Source organism: Sutcliffiella horikoshii (assembly GCF_020524325.1).
Classification (GTDB): Bacteria; Bacillota; Bacilli; order Bacillales; family Bacillaceae_I; genus Sutcliffiella_A; species Sutcliffiella_A horikoshii_D.
This window is the reverse complement of sequence record NZ_JAIVKY010000001.1, coordinates 89,935-112,490: the sequence shown is the minus strand read 5'-3', so window position 1 is coordinate 112,490 and position 22,556 is coordinate 89,935. Positions and strand designations below refer to the sequence as shown.

Sequence of the window (22,556 nt, the reverse complement as noted above, 5' to 3'; positions counted from 1 at the left end):
TTTGGCACGAACTTTGCAAAAAACCTAAATTTTTCTTACATAGTGTCCATTTATCCTTCACCCGTACATGCTAGGTCTTCACCCATCAAGGCAATATCCCATAAGATATCAAAAACTAATGGGGTGACCACATATATGTTCGGAAGAATAATTAAACCGCGTTTGTTTCCTGCTTCCGTTAGAACCGTTGAAGGAACAAAATGGGGGTATATCGATGAGAAGGGGAAGTTTGTATTAAAGCCTACCTTTGAAGATGCGGGGGAATTTCAGCAAAACGGGCTGGCGATAGTTCGAAAGGGTGGGGCAGGAGTTATTACACAAACCGGTAAATTTGTGGTTCGTCCTATGTACAGCTCTATTTTCCCTTTTACAGAGGGCCGTGCCATTGCCATGTTAAATGTGGGTGGTTCCGTTGTCATAAATGAAAAAGGTAAAGTATTGACGCAAGAAGCGTATTCGTTTATTAGTCCTTATCAGGGAGGCCGTGCCGTTTTTCAAGATTCCAAAAATGGGGGAACCACACTTTATGGATACTTAGATCTTAACGGAAATGTCGCGATACCTGCCCAATACCAGTATGCCTTTGATATGAGTGAGGGAAAAGCCCTTTTTCAGGTAAAAGATAGCTTGTATACTTTGTTAAATTCTACAGGAACCCAACTACAAACTTATCCATATGAACAGATGAATGGATTGAGTGAAGGGCTTATTTCTTTTAAGAGAACCTATCAAGATAAAGCCGGGTATGTGGATGAGGCGGGGAATGTGGTTATTAAGCCACAATTTGGGATGGCCTTACCTTTTCAAGGCGGTAGGGCCATTGTCAATGCTTCCACAGACTATAAAAATAGATACGGTTTAATTGATAAGAGTGGAAACTATATTATTCCACCGAGATACAATGATATTAACCAACTTGGTGGGAACAGAGCGGCAATTGGTAGAGCAATTAACCCTGAAGAACCATTTGCAGGCTCCTCATATGCTATTGCTGATACGGTGAGCGGGCAGATAATGACGGATTTTCAATACGATACTGTTAACAACTACAAAGGAGAATATAGCTCTGTAACGCAAGGGCTTAAAAGCTTCTTTATCAACAAAAGCGGCAGAATGGCAAAAGAACTTCCTGTAATAGATGGGGTTGGAACGTTATCCATCGAAGGTCAGTTGGTGAAGGCATTTGTAGATCAGAGATTATCTTATTATGACAAAAGCGGGAACCTGGTGTACGCTCAAAACTCGATCATCCCTGTAAATAGAAATGTTTCAATCCGGGAGGAAAAGTACCGGCCAAATAAGGATTATCTGGTGTATTTTCCACAGCTACAAGGAATGAAAAATAAAGAAGCAGAGAAAAAAGTGAACGAAGTATTACGCACACAATCTCAAATTATTCCCATTCCGCCCGATAAACAACTCGATTATAATTACACAGGTGATTTTTCTGTGCAATTTTATAAGAAGAATTTATTAATTCTAGAGCTTAACGGCTACAATTATCCTTTTGGGGCAGCACACGGGATGCCTACACAAATAATGGTGCCAATAAATATTGATTCCGGTGAAATCTACATGTTAAAAGATTTATTCAAACCGAACAGTGACTATGTGAAAGTGTTAAGCGATTTGGTTGAAGAACAAATACAAGAAAACCCTGACAACTATTTCCCAGATTCTTTTAAGGGGATTCAACCTGATCAGCCCTTCTATGTATCTAGTGATGCGTTGTTCTTATATTTTACCCCATATGAGATAGCGCCATATGCAGCTGGTTTTCCAACATTTGAAATTCCATTTAAACAAATCAATAACATCATCGACAAAAAAGGTGCGTTCTGGCGGTCGTTTCATTAATTGTATGGCATAAAGAAAGGTAGCTTCTTTATCTAGAAGTCTACCTTTTTTCTATGATGGAATGGTTATGGTAAACGTGGTGCCTTTTCCTTTTTCACTTTGTACACTGATGGTGCCCTTGACTTTATTGATGGCACTGTAAACCATTAGCATTCCAAGGCCTGTTCCTTCTTCTTTTGTTGAAAAATAGGGCTTGCCTAATCGGTTTATTTCATGTGAAGTCATGCCAACCCCTGTATCTTTGATCGTAATCACGATGTTTTTCTTATCCTCCGTTATTAAGATAGAAAGTCTACCTCCATGGGGCTTCATTGCTTCAATACTGTTTTTAAAAAGATTAATGAAGCACTGTTGCATTTGATTGCGGTCATAGGACGTTTTCAACGTGTTATGAAAGGAATATTGAACTTCGACTTGGTGCATTGCAGCATATGGAATAATAAGATTCTTTGTATAATCAGCCTCTTCTTCCAGGCTTGAGTAGACCATATTTTGGGATTGTGGTTTGGCAAAAGAAAGGTAGTCACTCACTATTTTTTCTGCACGTTTCAACTCTTGCAAGGAAAGGTCTAAGTACCTTTTTTCTTCCTTGCCAATTGTCGTTGATTTACCCAGTAGTTGAAGAAAACCGCTTGTAACCGTTAATGGATTCCTAATCTCATGGGAAACACTTGCAGAAAGTTCACTTACCACATTTAGTCGTTCGGCATTAATGTAGCGCTCGCGGTTTCTAATATTAAGAATGATTTTTTCTATAAGAATGACTATGACGCCCATAAAAGCTGCATGCGTAGTTACTGCATATATACTAAGCATGATAAATTCACCATTTAAATTATCAAAATACAAACTTAGAAGAGTTAGGTATATACCCATAAACACAGTTGTAATTCCAACTGAGAAAGTTAATCTATTTTTTGGCTTGAATTGCAAAAACAAATTGCTCAGTAAAGGAACCAATAGAAAAATAGCGGTAGAGGTAAGCAATGAATGGATAGTTCCTTCTCCTCCGATATAAAAGCGGTATAAATTTAAGACTATGTAGATCGGAAAAACATATTTATAACCTGAATATAATGCAATGATGAAAAAAGGGATGTAGCGTAAATCAAATATGAAACCAAGCTGTAAATGAATTGGGTGTGACATACATAACACCATGGAAATAGCGGCAAGTAGACTGAACACCCATCTATTAAAAGATTGAGGTTTGTCTTCAAAGAAAACTAAGTAGATGATAATCGGGATAATCAAAAAAAGAAAATTCAATAATAATGTTTCAATCAAGAGGTTAAACGTCCCTTCTGGTACAACTTTCATTCTCATTAATAATATCAGAAACAGTTAGATTTGGGGGCAAAAATAGTAACTGTCTGTAAAATTTACTAGTAAACTGGTAGTGGATGAAAAATAGTTTGAAAAGTGTGGGAATAAGGTATCGAAAAATGGTCAATCATATACAAGATTTGTCTAGGAAGAGAGAGTATGGTAAGTGAGGGCGCCCGTTGAAGGGGTGGAGGATTCTTTCATCTTACCCTTTAATACGTATTTTCACACCACATCCACAAAGAATGGTATGCTTTAATTTTTTCGCAGGTTTATCACATATTTTACATAATGCTGCTGTCAATTGTTCTTCACCTCAATATAAAAAAATAGTATATAAATTATACTAACAGTTATCAGAAAAAAATCAATACTATTTTATAATAATTATAAAGTAATAACGTTTATTATAGGAGGGGTAAATTTATTTTTGTTAACTGTTTATGGTTAAATCTTAATTTGCTATACTACTAGAAAACTTGTTACTGAGGTGGGTGGGTTTGCTGTGAAGAAAAAGCATAACAATAATCAAAGACCTTTTTCGAATAAAAAAGAAGAGAAAGTATCTTTAAAAGATCAGTTAGAGGGGGATGTTTATTCGAAGTTAAAATCGATGAAGGACCAACTAGTTCAAACCGAACAAAAACACAAAGCGGAAGAAGCTGAAAGAAAAAAAGAAGAGAAACGATTAAAAGAGAAAAATAAATCGTTTGAAGAACTGTTTGAAGAAAGTAATCAAAACTGGAAAGAATTTAAGTAAGGATTCTATAGCGAAAGTGAAAGAGAATGGTCCGCTACATAACCATTCTCTTTTTTGTTAGGAAAGGAAAAAAGCCATGATGAAGTAGACTGCCAAACATAGCAGGGAGCCCAGCAAAAATGGCCCTATATGTAGTGTTGGCTTTTGTTGTTGTGGGTTGTATCGACCAGCCATGGAATCAAAAACGGCAGCTTCTGAATTTTTTGTGAAAATGTCTCCTGAGGAGCTTGTGAAGAATGCGATGAAGACAAAGGCAAGAGAGCCGAAAAACATAGTGCTTAAGAGGTTAAAGTCAAAGTAGGTGGAGATTCCGAGTAGGATTCCTATTTCTACTGCTAGCACAATGATTAAAGAGATTAGGTATTTAATCATTAAGTTTCCTCCTTCGGTACATAGATACAATAATATACGATTGGAAATGGAATAAGTTTCAAAATTTTGAAATAAAAAAGCAGTTTCCCGAATTGGGAGACTGCTTTGAGTTAGTCGCGGTGTGAGTCGTAAGAGGACTGTTTGATGATTTCTTTTATTGTTGTGTTCTCTTCTTCTGAAAGTGCTTGTGCGTTCATGGCATGGACGTTCGCTTCCAATTGTTTAATGGAGCTTGCACCAGGGATGACAGCTGCGATAGCGGGGTGTGCCAAACAATAGTGGAAAGCAGTTGTTTGAAGTGGCTTATTACCAGCCACATTCATTAGTTTCGGTAAGAGATTCTCCAACTCCTCATGACTATAATCAAGAAAATCTTTTCCTTTAAACTTGTTTTGAAGCTTACTAAGTCCATTGTCTGACAAGAGTCCTTTTGCTAGTGGACCACGAGCGATTACACTTACATTGTTTTCGTGAAGATAACCCAACCATTCTTCCGGGCGTGTATCAAGCATGCTGTATTGCATCATGACTGATACAATCGAGGAGTTTTCTACAAACCGCTTAATAACATTTGGTCTAATGGAAGAGATGCCGTATTCGCGGATGTACCCTTCTTTTTTTAATTCCTCAAATGCCTCAATTGTTTCTTCGGTAGGATCATCTATCGTACCACCATGAAGCTGGTATAAATCGATGTAATCGGTTTGAAGGCGGCGCAGGCTGTCTTTGACGGCTGATTGAATATGCTTCTTGGAAGGGTCCCATTCCCAGCCTTCTTTTCCTTGCGTCCATTTGTTCCCGGCTTTTGTCGCAAGTACGACCTGGTCGCGTTGACCCTTTAATGCTTTTCCTACCAGTTCCTCATTTTGACCAAAATCGTAAAGATCAGCAGTATCTAAATAATTGATCCCTAAGTCAAGTGCTCTTTTAACAATATCTATCGCTTTCGTTTGATCCGTACCAAGGGACATACAACCAAGTCCCAATTTGCTTACATATAGATCTGATTTGCCAAGTTGATTTTTAGGTAACAAGAAAAACCCTCCTTTTTCATCATTTTACCGAAAAGGAGGGTTCTGCTACAAATCATTCATCTTTTAAGGCGTTGATCCATGTTTTGACATACACGTGGTGAAGAGAATATTCCCTAAGCTTGTTGCGAATTTCCCAAGCCTTTCCAACTAATACGATATTGTTTGGGCGGACATAGACTTTCAATTTGCTCCCTCCTAACCCTTGTATGGTAGAATGTATGAAGAAATGGATGACTACAGAACAAGGAGCGGTCGGGATGAATCATTTAAAAGAAAAAACATTACATAGTGAAAAATTATTCTCAGGAAGGATCATTGATTTATATTTAGAAGACGTGGAACTTCCAAATGGAAAAACAAGTAAAAGGGAAATTATTAAGCACCCTGGAGCAGTGGCGGTTATTGCTGTTACAGAGGAAAATAAGATCATTATGGTCCGTCAATACCGAAAGGCGATGGAACGGGTATTGGTAGAGATTCCTGCAGGAAAGCTAGAAAAAGGAGAAGAGCCTATTGTCACCGCAAAACGGGAACTTCAAGAGGAAACTGGCTATACATGCGACGAATTAGAGCCATTGATTTCTTTTTATACTTCACCTGGTTTTGCAGATGAATTGGTACATTTATTCCTTGCAAAGGGGTTGCGCAAAGATACGGAAGAACATCACTTGGATGAGGATGAGTTTGTGGACCTATTGGAGGTATCATTAGATGAGGCACTCGAACTTATTGGAAAGAAGGAAATTTATGATGCAAAGACTGCTTATGCCGTGCAGTATTTGCAAATGCAAACATTGCTTCGAAAGTAGGGGACGGCCATGCAAGATTATTTTGCCGATTTACATATACATTTGGGCCGGACAGCCAGTGGTAAGCCGGTGAAAATAACAGCCTCCAATAAGTTGACATTGGAGGCTGTTTTGGAAGAGGCTCGCTTTAAAAAAGGCTTAGATATGGTAGGTGTCATCGATTGCCAAGTACCTGAAGTACTTATCGGTCTTCAAAATCGTATTGCATCTGGTGAGTTGGTGGAGCTTGTTGACGGTGGTGTACGCATGGGAGATCTTACATTAATTCTTGGTGCGGAAATTGAAATATATGATGAGAACTGTCAGGGCTTAATACATGCACTCTGTTATATGAAGACAGTGGAGAACATGGTGGAGTTCTCAAATTGGCTTAGCAAGCGTATGAAAAATGTTACGTTGTCTACACAACGTGTATATGAGAGTGGGGTTGCTATTCAGCGTGAGGTTAATCGTCTGGGTGGCCTGTTCGTCCCTGCTCATGTTTTTACACCTTTTAAAAGTTTGTATGGTAAAGGTGTTAAAAATAGCTTGTCGGAAGTATTCGATCCTGACATGATTGATGCAATTGAACTTGGGTTGAGTGCAGACACATCAATGGCTCGAAGGTTGAACGAGTTGGATAGGTACGCTTTTCTATCGAATTCTGACGCACATTCAGTCGGTAAAATTGCCCGTGAATACCAAAAAGTTCGTATGAAGGAACCAAGTTTTATAGAGTTGTGTCTTGATTTGAAGGAAGTGGATGGGCGAGGTGTGGTAGCAAACTACGGTTTGAGCCCGCAACTAGGAAAGTACTATACGACTGTTTGTGAGAAGTGCTTTACTTCATTAACGCAGGGTGAAGATAATTGTGGCAGTTGTGACCACTCGAAATTTGTTAAAGGTGTTTCTGAACGGATTGAAGAGCTGGCGGATAATCAAGAACCGTTAAGAAACCGCCCCCCATACATACATCAGGTCCCTTTGGACTTCATACCTGGAGTTGGTCCGAAGACTCTCATGAAACTACGAGGAGGTTTTGGAACCGAGATGGGGATATTGCATGAAGCAAGCCACGACGAATTGGTGGAAGTCGTAGGGGAAAAGGTGGCGTCTCTGATTGTGGCTGCAAGAAGCGGAAGGTTTGCGTTTAAAGCTGGCGGTGGGGGCAGGTTTGGAAAGGTAAGTGATGAATGAAGAGCGCTAATGAATCCTTCTGAAAGGGAAATGAGGGAAACATTGTCCTCATAGAGCGCCAATGACTCCCTCAGGAAGGGAAAAGTGCAAAACATTGTCCTCATAGAGCGCCAATGACTCCCCCATGCAAGGAAATGCGCGGAACATTGTCCTCATACGACTTAAATTCTACCTTCTCCGCAAGTAAACCAAAACCCACCATCTGAAAATTCTCCCCTAAAACAAGTCATACTTCCCTGTCTCTATCATACACTCTAGTAAGAGCGTGATAGGAGGAAGAGGGATGAAAAAACAGTCGCGGTTTACTATTTTACTAGGGCATATAAAAGAACACTCCTCTCTATATTTGTTTATAGTGGTGCTTTTTTTTATGGGTGTTATCTTCGGGGCCATCGTGGTCAATAGCATGAACTTTTCACAAAAACAAGATTTGTTTGTCTATTTGAGCCGCTTCTTTGGTCAGGTGGAAGAAGGACAGTTTGCAAGCTCGAAAGATATTTTTTTTCAGAGTTATTTTCATAATATTAAATACGTTCTTTTGATGTGGGTGCTTGGCATTTCCATTATTGGACTACCGGTTATATTGATACTTCTGTTTTTAAAAGGAGTGGTAGTTGGGTTTACCGTGGGATTCTTAGTAAATCAGTTAAGCTGGAAAGGGTTCCTTTTTTCCTTTGTGGCCATCCTTCCACAGAATATGATCGCCATTCCTGCTTACATTATTATCGGAACCTTATCGGTAGCCTTTTCCTTAAAGATGATCAGGCAACAATTTGTAAAAAGAATCCAAGAACCGTTTTTTCAACAGTTCATGAGATACACGATGGCAATGGGACTCATCTGCTTACTACTTGTTGGTGCTTCATTGATTGAAGCATTGGCATCTCCGGTTTTTATGAAATCGGTGATATCAATTTTAGAATAATAACAATTTAATAATGATTATTTTCACTTATTTATAATGATTATTTTTTTCTTTGACAGTTCCCTGCGCTTTCGATAAAATAAAGTGGTAAAGCGAGGGAGGGAACGAAATGGAAAATAGGATAGATCGCATAAAAAAGCTACTGCATTCCGCAAGCTATAAGCTAACTCCTCAGCGAGAATCAACAGTCCGAGTCTTGCTGGAACATGAAGAAGACCATTTGAGCGCGGAAGATGTATACCTCCTCGTGAAAGAAAAGTCACCAGAGATTGGACTGGCTACTGTATATCGAACATTGGAATTACTGACGGAATTGAAAATTGTCGATAAAATAAATTTTGGCGATGGAGTATCACGCTATGATCTTCGTCAAGAAGGTGCTAAGCATTTCCATCATCACTTAGTATGCATAGAGTGTGGAGCGGTCGATGAAATTCAAGACGATCTATTAGAAGATGTGGAAGCGATTGTGGAACGTGATTGGAACTTCCAAATCAAAGATCACCGTTTGACTTTTCATGGAGTTTGCCATCGATGCCAAGATACAGAAGAAAAAACTGAAGAAGAGAATACATAAACCTTTTCCACTTAAGATGGGAAAGGTTTTTATTTTGGATTTAAAGGTATAATTCTGCTTTAATTTGTCATACCTTCTAATAAGACAAGTTTATTGGGATAACTTGCATATTTGGAGGTTGACTTTTATGAAGAATATTATAGATTCATGCTATAATACATTTAAAGTGTTTATATTATTCACAGGTTGTACGGTCTTATTTTACTATGGAATTATGTGGATTAATCAAGAGTATCAGAATTATCACCGTTATGACGAGCCTGAAGGGGCAGCGGTGAAAGTGACAAAAATGGTAGAAGAAAGAGATGAGGGCTGGCTGCAGCGCTTAGTATTCTTTTATCATTACGGGGAGTAGAGGGTATTGCAAGATCAATTAAAAGATTTTATACATTTTTTAGTAGTCGAAAAAGGCTTGGCATCAAACACAGTAGTTTCCTACGAGCGAGACTTAAAATCTTATCTTTTGTATATAAGTAAAGTAGAAGAAATATCTTCGATGGATGCAGTTTCACGGCCTACCATTATTCAGTTTTTAAAGTTTCTTACGGAGAATGGAAAATCGTCTAAAACAATTGCCAGGCATATTGCCTCCATACGCTCATTTCATCAGTTCTTACTAAGGGAAAAGGTCACAACTCAAGACCCAACAGTACATATTGACCGTCCTAAACAAGAACAAAAGCTTCCACAAGTGATGTCTTTAGAAGAGGTGCAAGCGTTACTAGACTCTCCGGATACGAGTAAAGTGTTTGGGATACGTGATAAAGCGATGCTAGAGTTATTATACGCAACAGGAATGCGTGTCTCCGAGCTGATATCCCTTAATCTAAGCGATGTTCATTTAACCATGGGGTTTGTTCGTTGTGTTGGAAAAGGAAACAAAGAAAGAATCATTCCTCTTGGAACAATGGCTCAAAATGCCATCACCAATTATATAGAAGAAAGTCGTAGTCAACTGTTAAAAAAGAAAACCACCGATGCTTTGTTTGTGAATCTTTACGGTAACCGCCTAACAAGGCAGGGCTTTTGGAAAATATTAAAAAAGCTGACGAAGGAAGCCGGTATAGAAAAAGAATTAACTCCGCATACGTTGCGCCATTCTTTTGCCACACACCTTTTAGAAAATGGGGCAGATCTTCGTGCGGTCCAAGAAATGCTAGGACACGCCGATATCTCTACCACACAAATTTATACTCATGTCACGAAAACCCGCATGAAGGATGTTTACTCCATGTTCCATCCAAGAGCATAATTTCATTTTGCTGGAACAGTGAAAGGGCTGTTCGAACTGTCTGAACAGTCTTTTTTTAATCATTTTAATTGCAACTTTGAAAGCGCTTGTTTATACTAGAATCAGAGGTCAGACTTCTGACAAGTAGAAGTGCGGTCTTGTATGACTATCCTAAGTGAAAAAGGGGAAAATACAAGAGGTAAAATAAGATCGAAAGTTTGTAGGAGGTTAGAAAATGAGTTCTTATACATATAAAAGAGTGTTTTTAGTTGTAATGGATTCTGTTGGAATCGGCGAAGCACCGGATGCTGAAAAATTCGGTGATAAAGGTGCAGATACTTTAGGGCATATAGCAGAACACATGAACGGGCTGAATATGCCGAATATGGCAAAGCTTGGTCTTAGCAATATTGAACAAGTGAAGGGTGTACCAAAAGCAGAAAAACCGTTAGCATACTTTACAAAAATGGAAGAAGCATCAAGTGGTAAAGATACGATGACAGGTCACTGGGAAATCATGGGCTTGCGTATTGATACACCTTTCCGTGTATTCCCTGACGGATTCCCTGATGAGCTTATTCAGGAGTTGGAAGAACGTACAGGCCGTAAAATTATCGGGAACATCCCAGCTAGTGGAACGGAGATTCTTGATCAACTTGGTCAGGAACACGTGGATTCAGGAGCTTTGATTGTTTATACTTCTGCAGATTCCGTTCTTCAAATTGCAGCACACGAAGATGTTGTTCCTATAGAAGAATTATATGACATTTGTAAAATTGCACGTGAATTAACTTTGGATGAAAAGTACATGGTAGGCCGTATCATTGCACGCCCGTTTGTTGGTGAAGCTGGTAACTGGAAACGTACATCCAACCGTCATGACTATGCATTAAAACCATTTGAACGTACCGTAATGAATGAATTGAAAGACAGTGGATATGATGTTATTTCCATTGGGAAAATCTCCGATATCTATGATGGTGAGGGAGTGACGAAATCACTTCGCACTGTTTCCAACATGGATGGAATGGACAAATTGGTTGAAACGACTGCTACGGACTTTACAGGTATCAGTTTCTTAAACCTTGTTGATTTTGATGCAGTATATGGTCACAGAAGAGATCCTGAAGGATACGGAAAAGCATTGGAAGAATATGATGCACGTCTTCCTGAAGTGTTCGCCAACTTAAAAGAAAATGATCTATTAATCATTACTGCTGACCACGGCAACGATCCAACAGCACCTGGAACTGATCACACGAGAGAATATGTGCCATTATTAGCTTACTCTCCTCAACATAAAGAAGGAAAACAGTTAGATATCCGTAAAACATTTGCTGATATCGGTGCAACGATTGCGGACAACTTCAATACTAGAATGCCTAAGCACGGAAAAAGCTTTTTACAAGATTTGAACTAGGAGGAATTACTAAATGAATTTAGAAGCTATTAAAAAATCAGCTGAATATATCAATGCGAAATTAGCTAACAAACCAGAAATCGGCCTAATTCTAGGGTCTGGACTTGGTGTGTTAGCAGAAGAAATTCAAAACCCGGTTGTAATTCCTTACACAGAGATTCCTGAATTTCCTGTTTCAACTGTTGAAGGTCATGCAGGCCAGTTGGTTATTGGAGAATTGGAAGGGAAAACCGTTATTGCCATGCAAGGACGCTTCCACTTCTATGAAGGATATGCAATGGAAAAAGTGACATTCCCAGTTCGTGTAATGAAATATATTGGTGTGGAGAAATTAATTGTAACAAATGCAGCTGGAGGCGTGAACGAAAGCTTTGAAGCTGGAGATTTAATGATTCTTACTGATCACATCAACAACATGGGAACGAACCCGCTTATTGGACCAAATAACAATGAGCTTGGTGCCCGCTTCCCTGATATGTCCGAGCCTTATTGCAAAAACCTTCGTAAATTGGCCAAGGACGTTGCAGCAGAAATTGGTCTAAAAGTACAAGAAGGAGTATATGTAGGGAACACAGGTCCTTCTTATGAAACACCAGCAGAAGTAAGAATGCTTCGTACTCTTGGTGGAGACGCAGTTGGAATGTCCACTGTACCTGAAGTTATCGTTGCGCGTCATAGCGGGATGAAAGTGCTTGGAATCTCTTGCATCTCCAACATGGCCGCAGGAATCCTTGACCAACCATTAACACACGACGAAGTAATGGAAACAACTGAAATGGTAAAAGCAAACTTCCTACAATTCGTAAAAACAATCGTTAAAGGTATGTAAAAAGAATACATTAGCTGTTGATTGTAGCACAGGGTGGAGACTCCGGCGGGAGGTAGCGGTAGACTTGAGACCCCGCAGCGCAGCGAGGAGGCTCAAGCACCGCCCCGTGGAAAGCGAAGCCCGGTGCGGAAAATCAACAGCGGTGTTTTATAGCATTTATTTTATAGAAAATAAGAGGTGTTTCGGCATGAGAATGGTAGACCTTATTCAAAAGAAACGTGACGGAAAAGAACTAACAACAGAAGAAATCCAATTCATCGTAAAAGGATTCACTGACGGAACCATTCCTGACTATCAAATGAGTGCTTTCTCCATGGCCATTTTCTTCCAAGGAATGAGTGATCAAGAGCGCGCAGACCTTACCATGGCAATGGTACACTCTGGAGACACCATTGACCTTTCTGCTATCGAAGGTATTAAAGTTGATAAGCACAGTACGGGCGGAGTTGGCGATACTACGACGTTAGTGTTGGCACCACTTGTAGCGGCTGTTGGAGTTCCTGTTGCAAAAATGAGTGGACGCGGCCTTGGTCATACTGGTGGGACAATCGATAAACTTGAGTCTGTACCAGGCTTTCACGTAGAAATCGACAATCAAGAATTTATTGACTATGTAAACAAAAACAAAGTTGCCGTAATCGGCCAAAGTGGTAATTTGACACCTGCCGACAAAAAGCTTTATGCATTGCGTGATGTAACAGCTACTGTTAACAGCATTCCTCTAATTGCAAGCTCTATCATGAGTAAAAAGATTGCAGCCGGAGCTGACGCAATCGTATTAGACGTGAAAACTGGTGCTGGTGCCTTCATGAAAGACCTGGATGAAGCGAAAAAACTTGCAAAAGCAATGGTTGATATCGGAAACAATGTTGGACGTAGAACAATGGCGGTTATTTCTGATATGAGTCAACCTCTTGGATATGCAATTGGTAATGCATTGGAGATTAAAGAAGCTATCGACACTTTGCGCGGCGAAGGTCCAAAAGATTTAGAAGAACTTTGCTTGGAGTTAGGTAGCTACATGGTTCTTTTAGCAGAAAAAGCTTCCACACTGGAAGAAGCTCGCGGAATGCTAGAAGAAGTTATCCGTTCAGGAGCAGCAATTGAAACGTTAAAAACGTTCCTAGAAGCCCAAGGCGGAGACGCTTCTGTTGTGGACAACCCGGAGAAATTACCACAAGCAAAGCATGTTGTAGAGCTTGAAGCAAAAGAAGCGGGTGTAGTATCTGAGATTGTGGCTGATTCTGTAGGAACTGCAGCTATGTTACTTGGTGCTGGCCGTGCGACAAAAGACTCTGAAATCGATCTTGCAGTAGGAATTGTTCTGCGCAAGAAGATTGGTGACAAAGTGGAAGCAGGCGAGTCACTTGCAACGATCCATAGTAACCAAGAAGATCTGACGAAAGTAAAAGAAGCATTATATGAGAGCATTAAAGTGGTAACTGGTGACGTTAAGGTTCCGCCACTTGTTTATGATACGATTTCTGAATAATAGTAAATTGCGTTGACAGCAGCCCTGCCTTATTGGTCGGGCTGTTTTTTATTGATTAGATCTTTATGAAGACCTGGTTGACGAGAAAAAAGGAGGAGAGGTGTCTTCATAGTAGTTATGAAGACCTGGTTGACGAGAAAAAAGTAGGAGAGATGTCTTCATAGTAGTTATGAAGACCTGGTTGACGAGAAAAAAGGAGGAGAGATGTCTTCATAGTAGTTATGAAGACCTGGTTGACGAGAAAAAAGTAGGAGAGATGTCTTCATAGTAGTTATGAAGACCTGGTTGACGAGAAAAAAGGAGGAGAGGTGTCTTCATAGTTGTTATGAAGACCTGGTTGACGAGAAAAAAGGAGGAGAGATGTCTTCATAGTAGTTATGAAGACCTGGTTGACGAGAAAAAAGGAGGAGAGATGTCTTCATAGTAGTTATGAAGACCTGGTTGACGAGAAAAAAGGAGGAGAGGTGTCTTCATAGTAGTTATGAAGACCTCGGTGATAAGAAAAAAGGAGGAGAGGTGTCTTCATAGTAGTTATGAAGACCTCGGTGATAAGAAAAAAGGAGGAGAGGTGTCTTCATAGCCGTTATGAAGACCTCGGTGACAAGAAAAAGGAGGAGAGAAGTCCTCATAACTGTTATAAAGACACGAGTGACAAAAAATACCAAGGCAAGCGATTTCATCATCCTTAACTGTTCTTTGTATGTGATAAAATTATTTCCCTCCATTACCAATACTTAGTATAAAACTTAACTTTTTGGAAAAAATGTGAAGTAGGAATATGAATGGAGGTCTAAGGATGAAAAAGTTAACCACCGCAATAATTGCAATTGCTTTTACTTTTTCCGCATTTAGTCCTGTTGTAGGGGCGGAAGAAAAAAGTGTTCAACTTACTGAAAATGCTAGATCTGCAATATTGATTGAACGCGACACTGGTCAAGTGTTGTATGAAAAGAATGGACACGAAAAATTGCCGCCGGCGAGTATGACAAAAATTATGACGATGCTCCTCATTATGGAAGCCATTGATAAAGGTGAACTTACGTGGGATGAAAAAATCAGAACAAGTGAATATGCTGCCTCTATGGGAGGATCGCAGATATTCCTTGAACCTGGTGAAGAGATGACGACAGATGAAATGCTTCGCGGTATTGCAATCGCATCAGGTAATGATGCTTCTGTCGCAATGGCAGAACGTATCGCAGGATCTGAAGCTGCATTTGTAGATAGAATGAATGCCAAAGTAAAAGACCTTGGATTAGAGAACACACTATTTCAAAATCCAACAGGCTTGCCTGCTAAAAATCATTACAGCACAGCAAACGACATGGCAGTAATGGCAAAAGAACTTTTGAAATATGAGGGCATTACCAAATATACAGGTCAATATGAAGACTATCTCAGACAAGATTCAGAGAAAAAATTCTGGCTGGTGAATACGAATAAACTTGTTAGATTCTATCCTGGTGTGGACGGAGTAAAAACCGGATTTACACAAGAAGCAAAATATTGTTTAACAGCTACTGCCAAGAAAGACAATATGCGAGTAATTGCTGTAGTATTTGGTGCACCAACACCGAAAGACCGAAATGCTCAGATCACAAATATGTTGGATTTCGCATTCAGTCAGTATAAAACGCATCCTATGTATGAAAGAAACGTAGCAGTTGGAAGAGTTGAAATCAGTAAAGGTTCTGAAAAAGAAGTAGATGCGGTAACGAGTGAACCGATTTCTGTTCTAACGAAAAAAGGCGAGAGTACTGATGATGTGGAGAAAGAAATTACTGTAGATGAAAATGTGAAGGCGCCAGTTAAAAAAGGAGACAAAGTAGGAAAGATTGTCTTGAAAAAAGGCGGTAAAGTCCTTTCTGAAAGTGACCTTGTAGCTGCAAAAGACAGTAACGAAGCAAGCTGGTGGCAACTTTTCAAACGTTCCATGGGTCACTTCTCCAAGCTAGGATAAATACAAACTACCACCAAAATAGAACTTGTTTTTTTAGCGAATAAACACTAGTTTTGTCTGCAGGCAGGAAAACGGAAATCAAATATAGAAATTGACTCACTGAACAAAGTTTCCACAAGGGGGAAAGTGCAGTGAGTCTTACCGTTGATTTGGAAGTCAAACAAAATGTTCTTTGTGTACGTTTAGCAGGTGAATTGGATCACCATACAGCTGAAAATTTGCGTAACCAAGCTACAGCTATAATTGAAAAACATCAGATCACTCATATTATTTTAAATTTGGAACAGTTATCTTTTATGGATAGCTCAGGGCTCGGTGTCATATTGGGTCGCTATAAACAAATTAAAAATAATGGGGGAGAAATGGTGGTTTGTTCTATTTCACCTGCTGTAAAACGTTTGTTTGAAATGTCCGGGCTATTTAAAATTATCCGTTTAGAAGAAAGTGAAGAAAACGCCCTGCAAAAATTGGGGGTGGCGTAATGAAAAATCACATGAACCTTCAATTTTCTGCCCTTAGCCAAAATGAATCGTTCGCAAGGGTAACAGTAGCGGCTTTCATCATGCAATTGGACCCGACCATGGATGAGTTGACTGAGATTAAAACAGTCGTTTCAGAAGCAGTGACAAATGCAATTATTCATGGTTATGACAATGACCCTAATGCCACTGTTTACATTTCTGTCGAACTAGAAGACGGAGCTGTCCATATCACCATCAAGGATGAAGGTATGGGTATTGATGATGTAGAGGAAGCTAGACAGCCGTTATATACTACTAAGCCTGAGCTCGAGCGTTCTGGTATGGGGTTTACCATCATGGAAAACTTTATGGATTATGTAGAAATTCATTCATCTAGAGATACAGGCACCTCAATCCGTATGACCAAGTATTTAGCTAAGAGCAAAGCGCTTTGTAATTAAGGAGCTAAGCCTATGGATGTTGAGGTCAAGAACCAAACACAAACATACCTAAAAGATCATGAAGTAAAAGAACTGATAAAAAGAAGTCAATCCGGCGAACAAGAAGCAAGAGATACGATTGTGCAAAAAAACATGAGGCTTGTCTGGTCTGTGGTTCAACGCTTTATGAACAGAGGTTATGAACCGGACGACCTGTTTCAGATTGGCTGCATCGGACTTTTAAAATCAGTCGATAAGTTTGACCTTTCCTATGACGTAAAATTTTCTACCTACGCCGTTCCGATGATCATTGGAGAAATTCAGCGATTCATCAGGGATGACGGTAGTGTGAAAGTTAGCCGCTCGTTGAAGGAAGTGGCAAACAAGATCAGAAAAGCGAAAGATGAATTATCCAAAAGGTATGGTAGAGTGCCGACCATTAATGAAATAGCAGAATTCTTGGAGATCACCGCTGAAGAAGTGGTGCTAGCGCAAGAAGCTGCACGCGCACCTTCTTCTATCCATGAAACCGTCTATGAAAATGATGGGGACCCTATTACGCTATTGGATCAAATCGCTGATCATTCTGAGCATCGCTGGTTTGATAAGATAGCCTTGAAAGAGGCTATTGAAGAGCTGGATGAACGAGAAAAGCTGATTGTGTATCTGCGTTACTATAAAGACCAGACTCAAACCGAAGTTGCCCAGCGTCTTGGTATATCCCAAGTGCAGGTAAGCCGTCTGGAAAAGAAAATATTGCAACAAATGAAAGACCGTATGGATGAATAATGTCCGTACGGTTTTTTTGTTGGAGAAAACGTGGTAATTCTTGGTGTTCTTTTTTCCTTTGCATGGTAAATCTCCCACTAATCCATACTACATATACAATATCTTTTGGCAGGATGTGTTTGGAAGATGGATAAATCGCTATATGTTCGCCTTCGTCACCGGATTCAAGCTCGTCCAAATCAAATGATAAAAATAGAAGATGTGGCCCAGTTAGTTGCAGATACGGAAATTTTAGAAAAAGTGCGCAATATTTCTATTCATCAAATAAACATGAGTGATAGATCCATTGTCGTGTTGGATGTAATGCGGATGATTAAAGAGATTAGAAAAGTGGATGGAGAACTCGATATACAAACCTTTGGACCTGCTCAGACCATTGTGGAGGTTGTGTATAAGAAAAAACGCTTCCGCCCAATGTTTTTTATTGGAGTCTGGCTTCTTCTTTTCTTAGGTGCTGCACTTGCCATTATGAATTTTCATGAAGATGTTAGCATGCGGATTGTTCACCAGAAGATATTTAAAACCATCACCGGCCTGGAAGATGACAAGCCGCTCCTTCTCCAAATTCCTTATTCCATCGGTTTGGGCCTAGGCATGATTTTGTTTTTTAATCATGTTTTTCGAAAAAGGATCAATGAAGAGCCAAGCCCCCTAGAAGTAGAGATGTTCAACTACCAACAAGATCTAGATCAATATGTAATCATGCATGAAAACAAGGAGAGCTCAAAAAAAATTGATGACGATTAACATTGTATTTGTTGTATTCCTCGGTTTGGCAGGGGGGCTAGCTGTTGGATCAGGCTTTGTTGCGTTTCTTGCAGTGCTAGGAATCATTCCAAGGTTAACGCAATTGACCAAGACGACAAAATTTGTTTATGGCTACGAATGGGGAGTAATTGGAGGGGCATTGTTTGGAAGTTGGATTAGTTTAAACAGTGTCGCTTTTCATCTACCTTCTATTCTCGCCATCCCGATTGGTTTGTTTTGTGGGGTGTTTGTAGGCTTGCTTGCAGCAGCCTTAACAGAAGTGCTAAATGTCCTGCCGATATTAGCAAAAAGAATTGGCGTTGACGGTCAGATGGCAATTCTCTTGATGGCCATCGTGTTCGGGAAGATAATTGGGTCGTTATATCACTGGTTGGTGTTTGTCAATTTGTAGGAGGTATGGCAATCATGAGTGAAAAGCTTAAAGATAATTATAAAAATAACATAAAAAAGTTCCAGCCTAAAACACCTTACATTATCAATTGCGTGAAGGCTTTTCTTGTAGGAGGGCTAATATGTTTGATTGGGCAGGGTATCCAAAATTTCTATATGACGGTGTTTAATTTCAATGAAGAAAATGTGGGAAATCCTACAGTAGCTACTCTCATTTTAATTTCAGCCTTGCTTACAGGGCTTGGTATTTACGATAAACTTGGTCAATTTGCTGGTGCTGGTTCTGCAGTGCCCGTGACTGGGTTTGCAAATTCCATGACAAGTGCGGCGATGGAGCATCGTAGTGAAGGAATTGTCCTTGGCGTTGCGACAAATATGTTTAAGCTTGCAGGAAGCGTCATCGTATTTGGAGTGGTGGCTGCCTATGTGGTTGGCATGATCAGGTACTTATTAAATATGAGCTTTACTGGTTAGGGGGTAGAAGTATGCGACTTACGGGAAAGCAAAGTTGGGTTTTTGAACAACCAATCTATATTAATTCAACTGGAACAGCTGTTGGACCAAAAGAAGCGGAAGGGCCACTTGGTTCTTTGTTTGATAAAACGCATGATGCGCTCCACTGTGGTGAAGATAATTGGGAGCTTGCCGAAAGAAGGTTGATGGAGCAATCTATTCAAACTTGTCTCGAAAAGGTGAACCTGGAATACAAGGACATTGACTTTTTTCTTGCAGGAGACTTACTTAACCAGAATGTAACGGCTAATTATGTAGCACGGCATCATCAAATTCCTTTCCTTTGCATGTTTGGTGCTTGCTCCACCTCCATGGAAACATTGGCAGTAGGGGCAGCGCTTGTGGACGGTGGTTTTGCCAAAAGGGTACTTGCTTCCACCAGCAGCCACAATGCCACAGCAGAAAGGCAGTTTCGCTATCCTACCGAATACGGCGGCCAAAAACCTGATTCTGCAACTTTCACTGTGACTGGGTCTGGCACTGCGCTTGTCAGCAAAGAGCCGAGCCCTATCCGTATTACCTCAGCGACCATCGGAAGGGTAATGGATCTTGGTATCACAGACCCGTTTGACATGGGTTCCGCCATGGCGCCGGCAGCAGCTGATACGATTCAAGCGCATTTTCAAGATCTAAATGTTAATCCAGACAGTTATGACCTGATCGTAACAGGCGACCTTTCTGGAGTCGGAAGTCCTATCTTAAAGGAGCTTTTAAAAGAAGAAGGCTATGATATCACCGTTAAACATAGCGATTGCGGATTAATGATTTTCCGGCCAGATCAAGAAGTATTTGCCGGCGGAAGCGGTTGTGGATGCTGTGCGGTCGTAACATATGCCCATCTCATTAATGAACTATTGACTGGCATGATCAAAAAAGTTCTTGTAGTCGCTACAGGAGCATTACTCAGTCCTACCATGATTCAGCAAAAGGAATCGATTCCAACGATTGCCCATGGAGTTGTGTTAGAGAGGGTGGGTCCATAATGGAATATCTCATAGCTTTTGTGGTCGGTGGTTTGATTTGTGTTATTGGGCAGCTATTATTGGATTTTGCAAAACTTACACCTGCACATGTAATGAGTTCGTTTGTTGTCGCCGGGGCAATCTTGGACGGCTTTGGAATATATGATAAGCTCATTGATTTTGCAGGTGCAGGTGCAACCGTACCGATAACAAGCTTTGGTCATTCTTTACTCCACGGTGCCATGCACCAGTCAGAGAAACACGGCTTTATCGGGATTGGGATGGGAATATTTGAGTTAACCTCTGCGGGGATTTCCGCTGCCATTCTATTTGCTTTTATCGCCGCACTGATCTTTAAACCGAAAGGGTAGATAGATGTGATTACAAAACGGGTCATCTTAATAACGGATGGAGATGTATATGCCAAAAAGACGATACAGCTTGTTGCTAAACACTATGGTGGCAGATGTATCTCCGCTTCATTTGGCAATCCTACCTTGCTTAGTGGGGAGGAGTTAGTGAAGCTTATATTGCAGGCGAAAAGTGAACCCGTTTTTGTAATGTTTGATGACAGCGGTTTTCTTGGGGAGGGAGCAGGTGAGCGAGCACTTCGCTATGTGGCAACTCATGAACAGATTGAAGTATTAGGAGTAATCGCCGTTGCTTCTAAAACACACCAATCGGAATGGACAAGAGTGCATGTGACTGTTGATCGTGATTTGCAAATCTCCTCTCATGGAGTTGATAAAAGTGGAATACAGGAAATGGATATTGGAAGAATAAATGGTGATACCGTCTATTGTTTAGATGAGCTGCATTTTCCGCTTATTGTCGGAATTGGCGATATAGGAAAAATGGCAAGGAGAGATGACGTAAAACGAGGAGCTCCCATTACCAGTAAAGCGGTCGAAATCATTTTAGAGAGGAATGGGTATGATGTCTCACAATGGAATGGAAAAAGTACCGATATCACCGAAGCTGACGAATAACGAGAAATTTTTCAAAGACGAAGTAGGACTAGATGTCAGCTTTGACCTTGGCGTAAGGAAGTTCACTGTTCTTGGTAAGGAATTGAACCTCTATTATGTAAATGGTCTGTGTGACACAATGTTTATTATAGAGTTAATGGAAGAACTGCTTCACATAAATGATTTTGAAAAGAAGACATATAAAGTAAAAGAAATTGTTCATAATCGCTTGGTGAATCAGCAAGTGAATAACATTGAGTATATGGATGAAGTGGTCGACCAGGTGCTCAGTGGACTTGTTGTTATTTTGCTAGAAGGCGAACACAGCGGATTTGTCATTGATACCCGTGCATACCCAGGACGTAATCCTGAAGAACCTGATACGGAGAAAGTGGTCAGGGGAGCAAGGGACGGTTATGTAGAGAATATTATTGTCAATACTGCACTGACACGAAGAAGAATTAGGGATGAGAGACTTCGTTATGAAATTTTTCAAGTCGGTGAAAGGTCAAAAACAGACATTTGTCTAGCATACATAAAGGATGTAGCAGACCCAGACCTGGTTGATATAGTTCGAAAAGAAACGAAAAATATTGATATTGATGGCCTGACCATGGCGGATAAAACAGTTGAAGAGTTTATCGTAAAGCAGGGTTATAATCCATATCCGCTCGTTCGTTACACAGAAAGACCTGACATTGCAGCTACTCATCTGTTGGAAGGGCATGTCATTGTAATGGTAGATACTTCTCCAAGTGTCATCATTACACCGACTACCTTCTTCCATCATGTGCAACATGTAGAGGAATACCGTCAGTCACCTGCAGTTGGTACGTTTGTCCGCTGGGTCCGCTTTTGCGGTATCTTTGCTTCTTTGTTCCTGTTACCACTTTGGTTCTTAATGATTTTGGAACCAAGTCTGCTGCCAGAACAGATAAGCTTTATTGGACCAAATGAAGAATCTAATATTCCTGTTGTCTTTCAAATCTTTCTTGCAGATATAGGAGTGGAGTTTCTAAGACTGGCAGCGATTCACACCCCGACCGCCCTCTCCACTGCGATGGGTTTGATTGCTGCTGTATTGATTGGGCAAATTGCCATTGATGTCGGGCTTTTTGTCCCAGAGGTTATTTTGTATGTGGCAGTAGCGGCAATTGGATCGTTTACAACCCCAAGTTATGAACTGAGTGTGGCCAATAAAATAATGCGGTTACTCCTTTTATTGCTTGTTGCCTTTTTTCACGTGCCAGGTTTGGTTGTCGGAATAACCTTATTAATTTTATTCCTTGCTGGTACTCGCTCGTTAAATACACCGTACCTGTGGCCGCTCATTCCGTTCAGTCCAAAAGCGTTACTCATGATCCTTGTTAGGAGAAGTACACCAGGTGCAAAAATTCGTCCAAGCATCGTACATCCGAGAAATCGTTTTAGACAGCCTCAATAACAAACTAGTAAGAATATTCGCTTGATAGAGGCATTCATGTGTGGTAAAGTTTA

The 22,556-nt window shown here is 40.3% G+C and carries 26 protein-coding genes; 22 read left to right on the top strand and 4 right to left on the bottom strand.

What is annotated here, in order from left to right; all coding sequences use genetic code 11:
• Window positions 1-135: 135 nt before the first annotated feature.
• A complete protein-coding gene (locus LC091_RS00595) occupies window positions 136-1,857 on the top strand; it encodes a WG repeat-containing protein (protein WP_226679790.1) in 1,722 nt (573 codons plus the stop codon).
• Between the two features lie 51 nt (window positions 1,858-1,908).
• Here LC091_RS00595 and LC091_RS00590 read toward each other — a convergent pair whose 3' ends face one another.
• Window positions 1,909-3,177 carry an ATP-binding protein gene (locus LC091_RS00590; protein WP_226679789.1) on the bottom strand — a complete coding sequence of 423 codons (1,269 nt, stop codon included), beginning with the start codon at window positions 3,175-3,177 and terminating at the stop codon, window positions 1,909-1,911.
• A 511-nt stretch (window positions 3,178-3,688) separates the two neighbouring features.
• Here LC091_RS00590 and LC091_RS00585 point away from each other — a divergent pair.
• Window positions 3,689-3,943, top strand: coding sequence for a YqkE family protein (locus LC091_RS00585; RefSeq protein WP_226679788.1), 255 nt, complete (start codon window positions 3,689-3,691; stop codon window positions 3,941-3,943).
• Window positions 3,944-4,000: 57 nt separating this feature from the next.
• Here LC091_RS00585 and LC091_RS00580 read toward each other — a convergent pair whose 3' ends face one another.
• The 3 genes from LC091_RS00580 to mciZ form a co-directional block, all read right to left on the bottom strand.
• Window positions 4,001-4,315 (bottom strand): hypothetical protein, encoded by a 315-nt coding sequence (locus tag LC091_RS00580; protein WP_226679787.1) that lies wholly within the window; start codon window positions 4,313-4,315, stop codon window positions 4,001-4,003.
• Between the two features lie 110 nt (window positions 4,316-4,425).
• Window positions 4,426-5,286 (bottom strand): aldo/keto reductase, encoded by an 861-nt coding sequence (locus LC091_RS00575; protein ID WP_264179184.1) that lies wholly within the window; start codon window positions 5,284-5,286, stop codon window positions 4,426-4,428.
• Between the two features lie 115 nt (window positions 5,287-5,401).
• The gene (gene mciZ, locus LC091_RS00570; RefSeq protein ID WP_010194366.1) at window positions 5,402-5,533 is read right to left on the bottom strand and encodes a Z-ring formation inhibitor MciZ; all 132 of its coding nucleotides are present in this window, start codon (window positions 5,531-5,533) and stop codon (window positions 5,402-5,404) included.
• 73 nt (window positions 5,534-5,606) lie between these two features.
• Between mciZ and LC091_RS00565 the strand changes: the two genes are divergently transcribed.
• The 20 genes from LC091_RS00565 to LC091_RS00470 all read left to right on the top strand — a co-directional run bounded on the left by LC091_RS00565 (window position 5,607) and on the right by LC091_RS00470 (window position 22,503).
• Entirely contained in the window at window positions 5,607-6,158 is a 552-nt protein-coding gene (locus LC091_RS00565; protein ID WP_226679906.1) for an NUDIX hydrolase, read from the top strand.
• Window positions 6,159-6,167: 9 nt separating this feature from the next.
• The gene (locus LC091_RS00560) at window positions 6,168-7,334 is read left to right on the top strand and encodes an endonuclease Q family protein (RefSeq protein ID WP_226679785.1); all 1,167 of its coding nucleotides are present in this window, start codon (window positions 6,168-6,170) and stop codon (window positions 7,332-7,334) included.
• A gap of 283 nt (window positions 7,335-7,617) precedes the next feature.
• Window positions 7,618-8,259, top strand: a complete 642-nt coding sequence (spoIIM, locus tag LC091_RS00555; RefSeq protein WP_088018617.1) for a stage II sporulation protein M — start codon at window positions 7,618-7,620, stop codon at window positions 8,257-8,259.
• A 109-nt stretch (window positions 8,260-8,368) separates the two neighbouring features.
• A complete protein-coding gene (gene fur, locus LC091_RS00550; protein WP_226679784.1) occupies window positions 8,369-8,836 on the top strand; it encodes a ferric iron uptake transcriptional regulator in 468 nt (155 codons plus the stop codon).
• A 127-nt stretch (window positions 8,837-8,963) separates the two neighbouring features.
• Complete coding sequence (locus tag LC091_RS00545) at window positions 8,964-9,191, top strand: YqzK family protein (protein WP_010194376.1); 228 nt, start codon at window positions 8,964-8,966, stop codon at window positions 9,189-9,191.
• A 6-nt stretch (window positions 9,192-9,197) separates the two neighbouring features.
• Complete coding sequence (gene xerD, locus LC091_RS00540) at window positions 9,198-10,088, top strand: site-specific tyrosine recombinase XerD (RefSeq protein ID WP_226679783.1); 891 nt, start codon at window positions 9,198-9,200, stop codon at window positions 10,086-10,088.
• Window positions 10,089-10,302: 214 nt separating this feature from the next.
• Window positions 10,303-11,487, top strand: a complete 1,185-nt coding sequence (deoB, locus tag LC091_RS00535; protein ID WP_226679782.1) for a phosphopentomutase — start codon at window positions 10,303-10,305, stop codon at window positions 11,485-11,487.
• Window positions 11,488-11,500: 13 nt separating this feature from the next.
• Window positions 11,501-12,316 (top strand): purine-nucleoside phosphorylase, encoded by an 816-nt coding sequence (locus tag LC091_RS00530; protein ID WP_226679781.1) that lies wholly within the window; start codon window positions 11,501-11,503, stop codon window positions 12,314-12,316.
• 187 nt (window positions 12,317-12,503) lie between these two features.
• Complete coding sequence (locus LC091_RS00525) at window positions 12,504-13,808, top strand: pyrimidine-nucleoside phosphorylase (RefSeq protein ID WP_226679780.1); 1,305 nt, start codon at window positions 12,504-12,506, stop codon at window positions 13,806-13,808.
• Between the two features lie 796 nt (window positions 13,809-14,604).
• Window positions 14,605-15,768 carry a D-alanyl-D-alanine carboxypeptidase family protein gene (locus LC091_RS00520; protein WP_226679779.1) on the top strand — a complete coding sequence of 388 codons (1,164 nt, stop codon included), beginning with the start codon at window positions 14,605-14,607 and terminating at the stop codon, window positions 15,766-15,768.
• A 131-nt stretch (window positions 15,769-15,899) separates the two neighbouring features.
• Window positions 15,900-16,250 carry an anti-sigma F factor antagonist gene (spoIIAA, locus tag LC091_RS00515; RefSeq protein ID WP_060667032.1) on the top strand — a complete coding sequence of 117 codons (351 nt, stop codon included), beginning with the start codon at window positions 15,900-15,902 and terminating at the stop codon, window positions 16,248-16,250.
• Window positions 16,250-16,690 carry an anti-sigma F factor gene (spoIIAB, locus tag LC091_RS00510; RefSeq protein WP_226679778.1) on the top strand — a complete coding sequence of 147 codons (441 nt, stop codon included), beginning with the start codon at window positions 16,250-16,252 and terminating at the stop codon, window positions 16,688-16,690. Before spoIIAA ends, spoIIAB begins: the two co-directional genes overlap by 1 nt.
• 12 nt (window positions 16,691-16,702) lie before the next feature.
• A complete protein-coding gene (gene sigF, locus LC091_RS00505) occupies window positions 16,703-17,458 on the top strand; it encodes an RNA polymerase sporulation sigma factor SigF (protein WP_010194391.1) in 756 nt (251 codons plus the stop codon).
• A gap of 126 nt (window positions 17,459-17,584) precedes the next feature.
• Window positions 17,585-18,205, top strand: a complete 621-nt coding sequence (locus LC091_RS00500) for a stage V sporulation protein AA (protein WP_226679777.1) — start codon at window positions 17,585-17,587, stop codon at window positions 18,203-18,205.
• Window positions 18,195-18,617 (top strand): stage V sporulation protein AB, encoded by a 423-nt coding sequence (locus LC091_RS00495; RefSeq protein ID WP_088018611.1) that lies wholly within the window; start codon window positions 18,195-18,197, stop codon window positions 18,615-18,617. Before LC091_RS00500 ends, LC091_RS00495 begins: the two co-directional genes overlap by 11 nt.
• A gap of 14 nt (window positions 18,618-18,631) precedes the next feature.
• Complete coding sequence (spoVAC, locus tag LC091_RS00490) at window positions 18,632-19,090, top strand: stage V sporulation protein AC (RefSeq protein ID WP_226679776.1); 459 nt, start codon at window positions 18,632-18,634, stop codon at window positions 19,088-19,090.
• 11 nt (window positions 19,091-19,101) lie between these two features.
• The gene (gene spoVAD, locus LC091_RS00485; RefSeq protein WP_226679775.1) at window positions 19,102-20,112 is read left to right on the top strand and encodes a stage V sporulation protein AD; all 1,011 of its coding nucleotides are present in this window, start codon (window positions 19,102-19,104) and stop codon (window positions 20,110-20,112) included.
• The gene (gene spoVAE / locus LC091_RS00480) at window positions 20,112-20,462 is read left to right on the top strand and encodes a stage V sporulation protein AE (RefSeq protein WP_010194401.1); all 351 of its coding nucleotides are present in this window, start codon (window positions 20,112-20,114) and stop codon (window positions 20,460-20,462) included. The genes spoVAD and spoVAE overlap by 1 nt, the downstream gene beginning before the upstream one ends.
• Window positions 20,463-21,080 carry a stage V sporulation protein AE gene (locus tag LC091_RS00475; protein WP_404819641.1) on the top strand — a complete coding sequence of 206 codons (618 nt, stop codon included), beginning with the start codon at window positions 20,463-20,465 and terminating at the stop codon, window positions 21,078-21,080.
• The gene (locus LC091_RS00470; RefSeq protein WP_404819638.1) at window positions 21,043-22,503 is read left to right on the top strand and encodes a spore germination protein; all 1,461 of its coding nucleotides are present in this window, start codon (window positions 21,043-21,045) and stop codon (window positions 22,501-22,503) included. The genes LC091_RS00475 and LC091_RS00470 overlap by 38 nt, the downstream gene beginning before the upstream one ends.
• Window positions 22,504-22,556 lie beyond the last annotated feature (53 nt).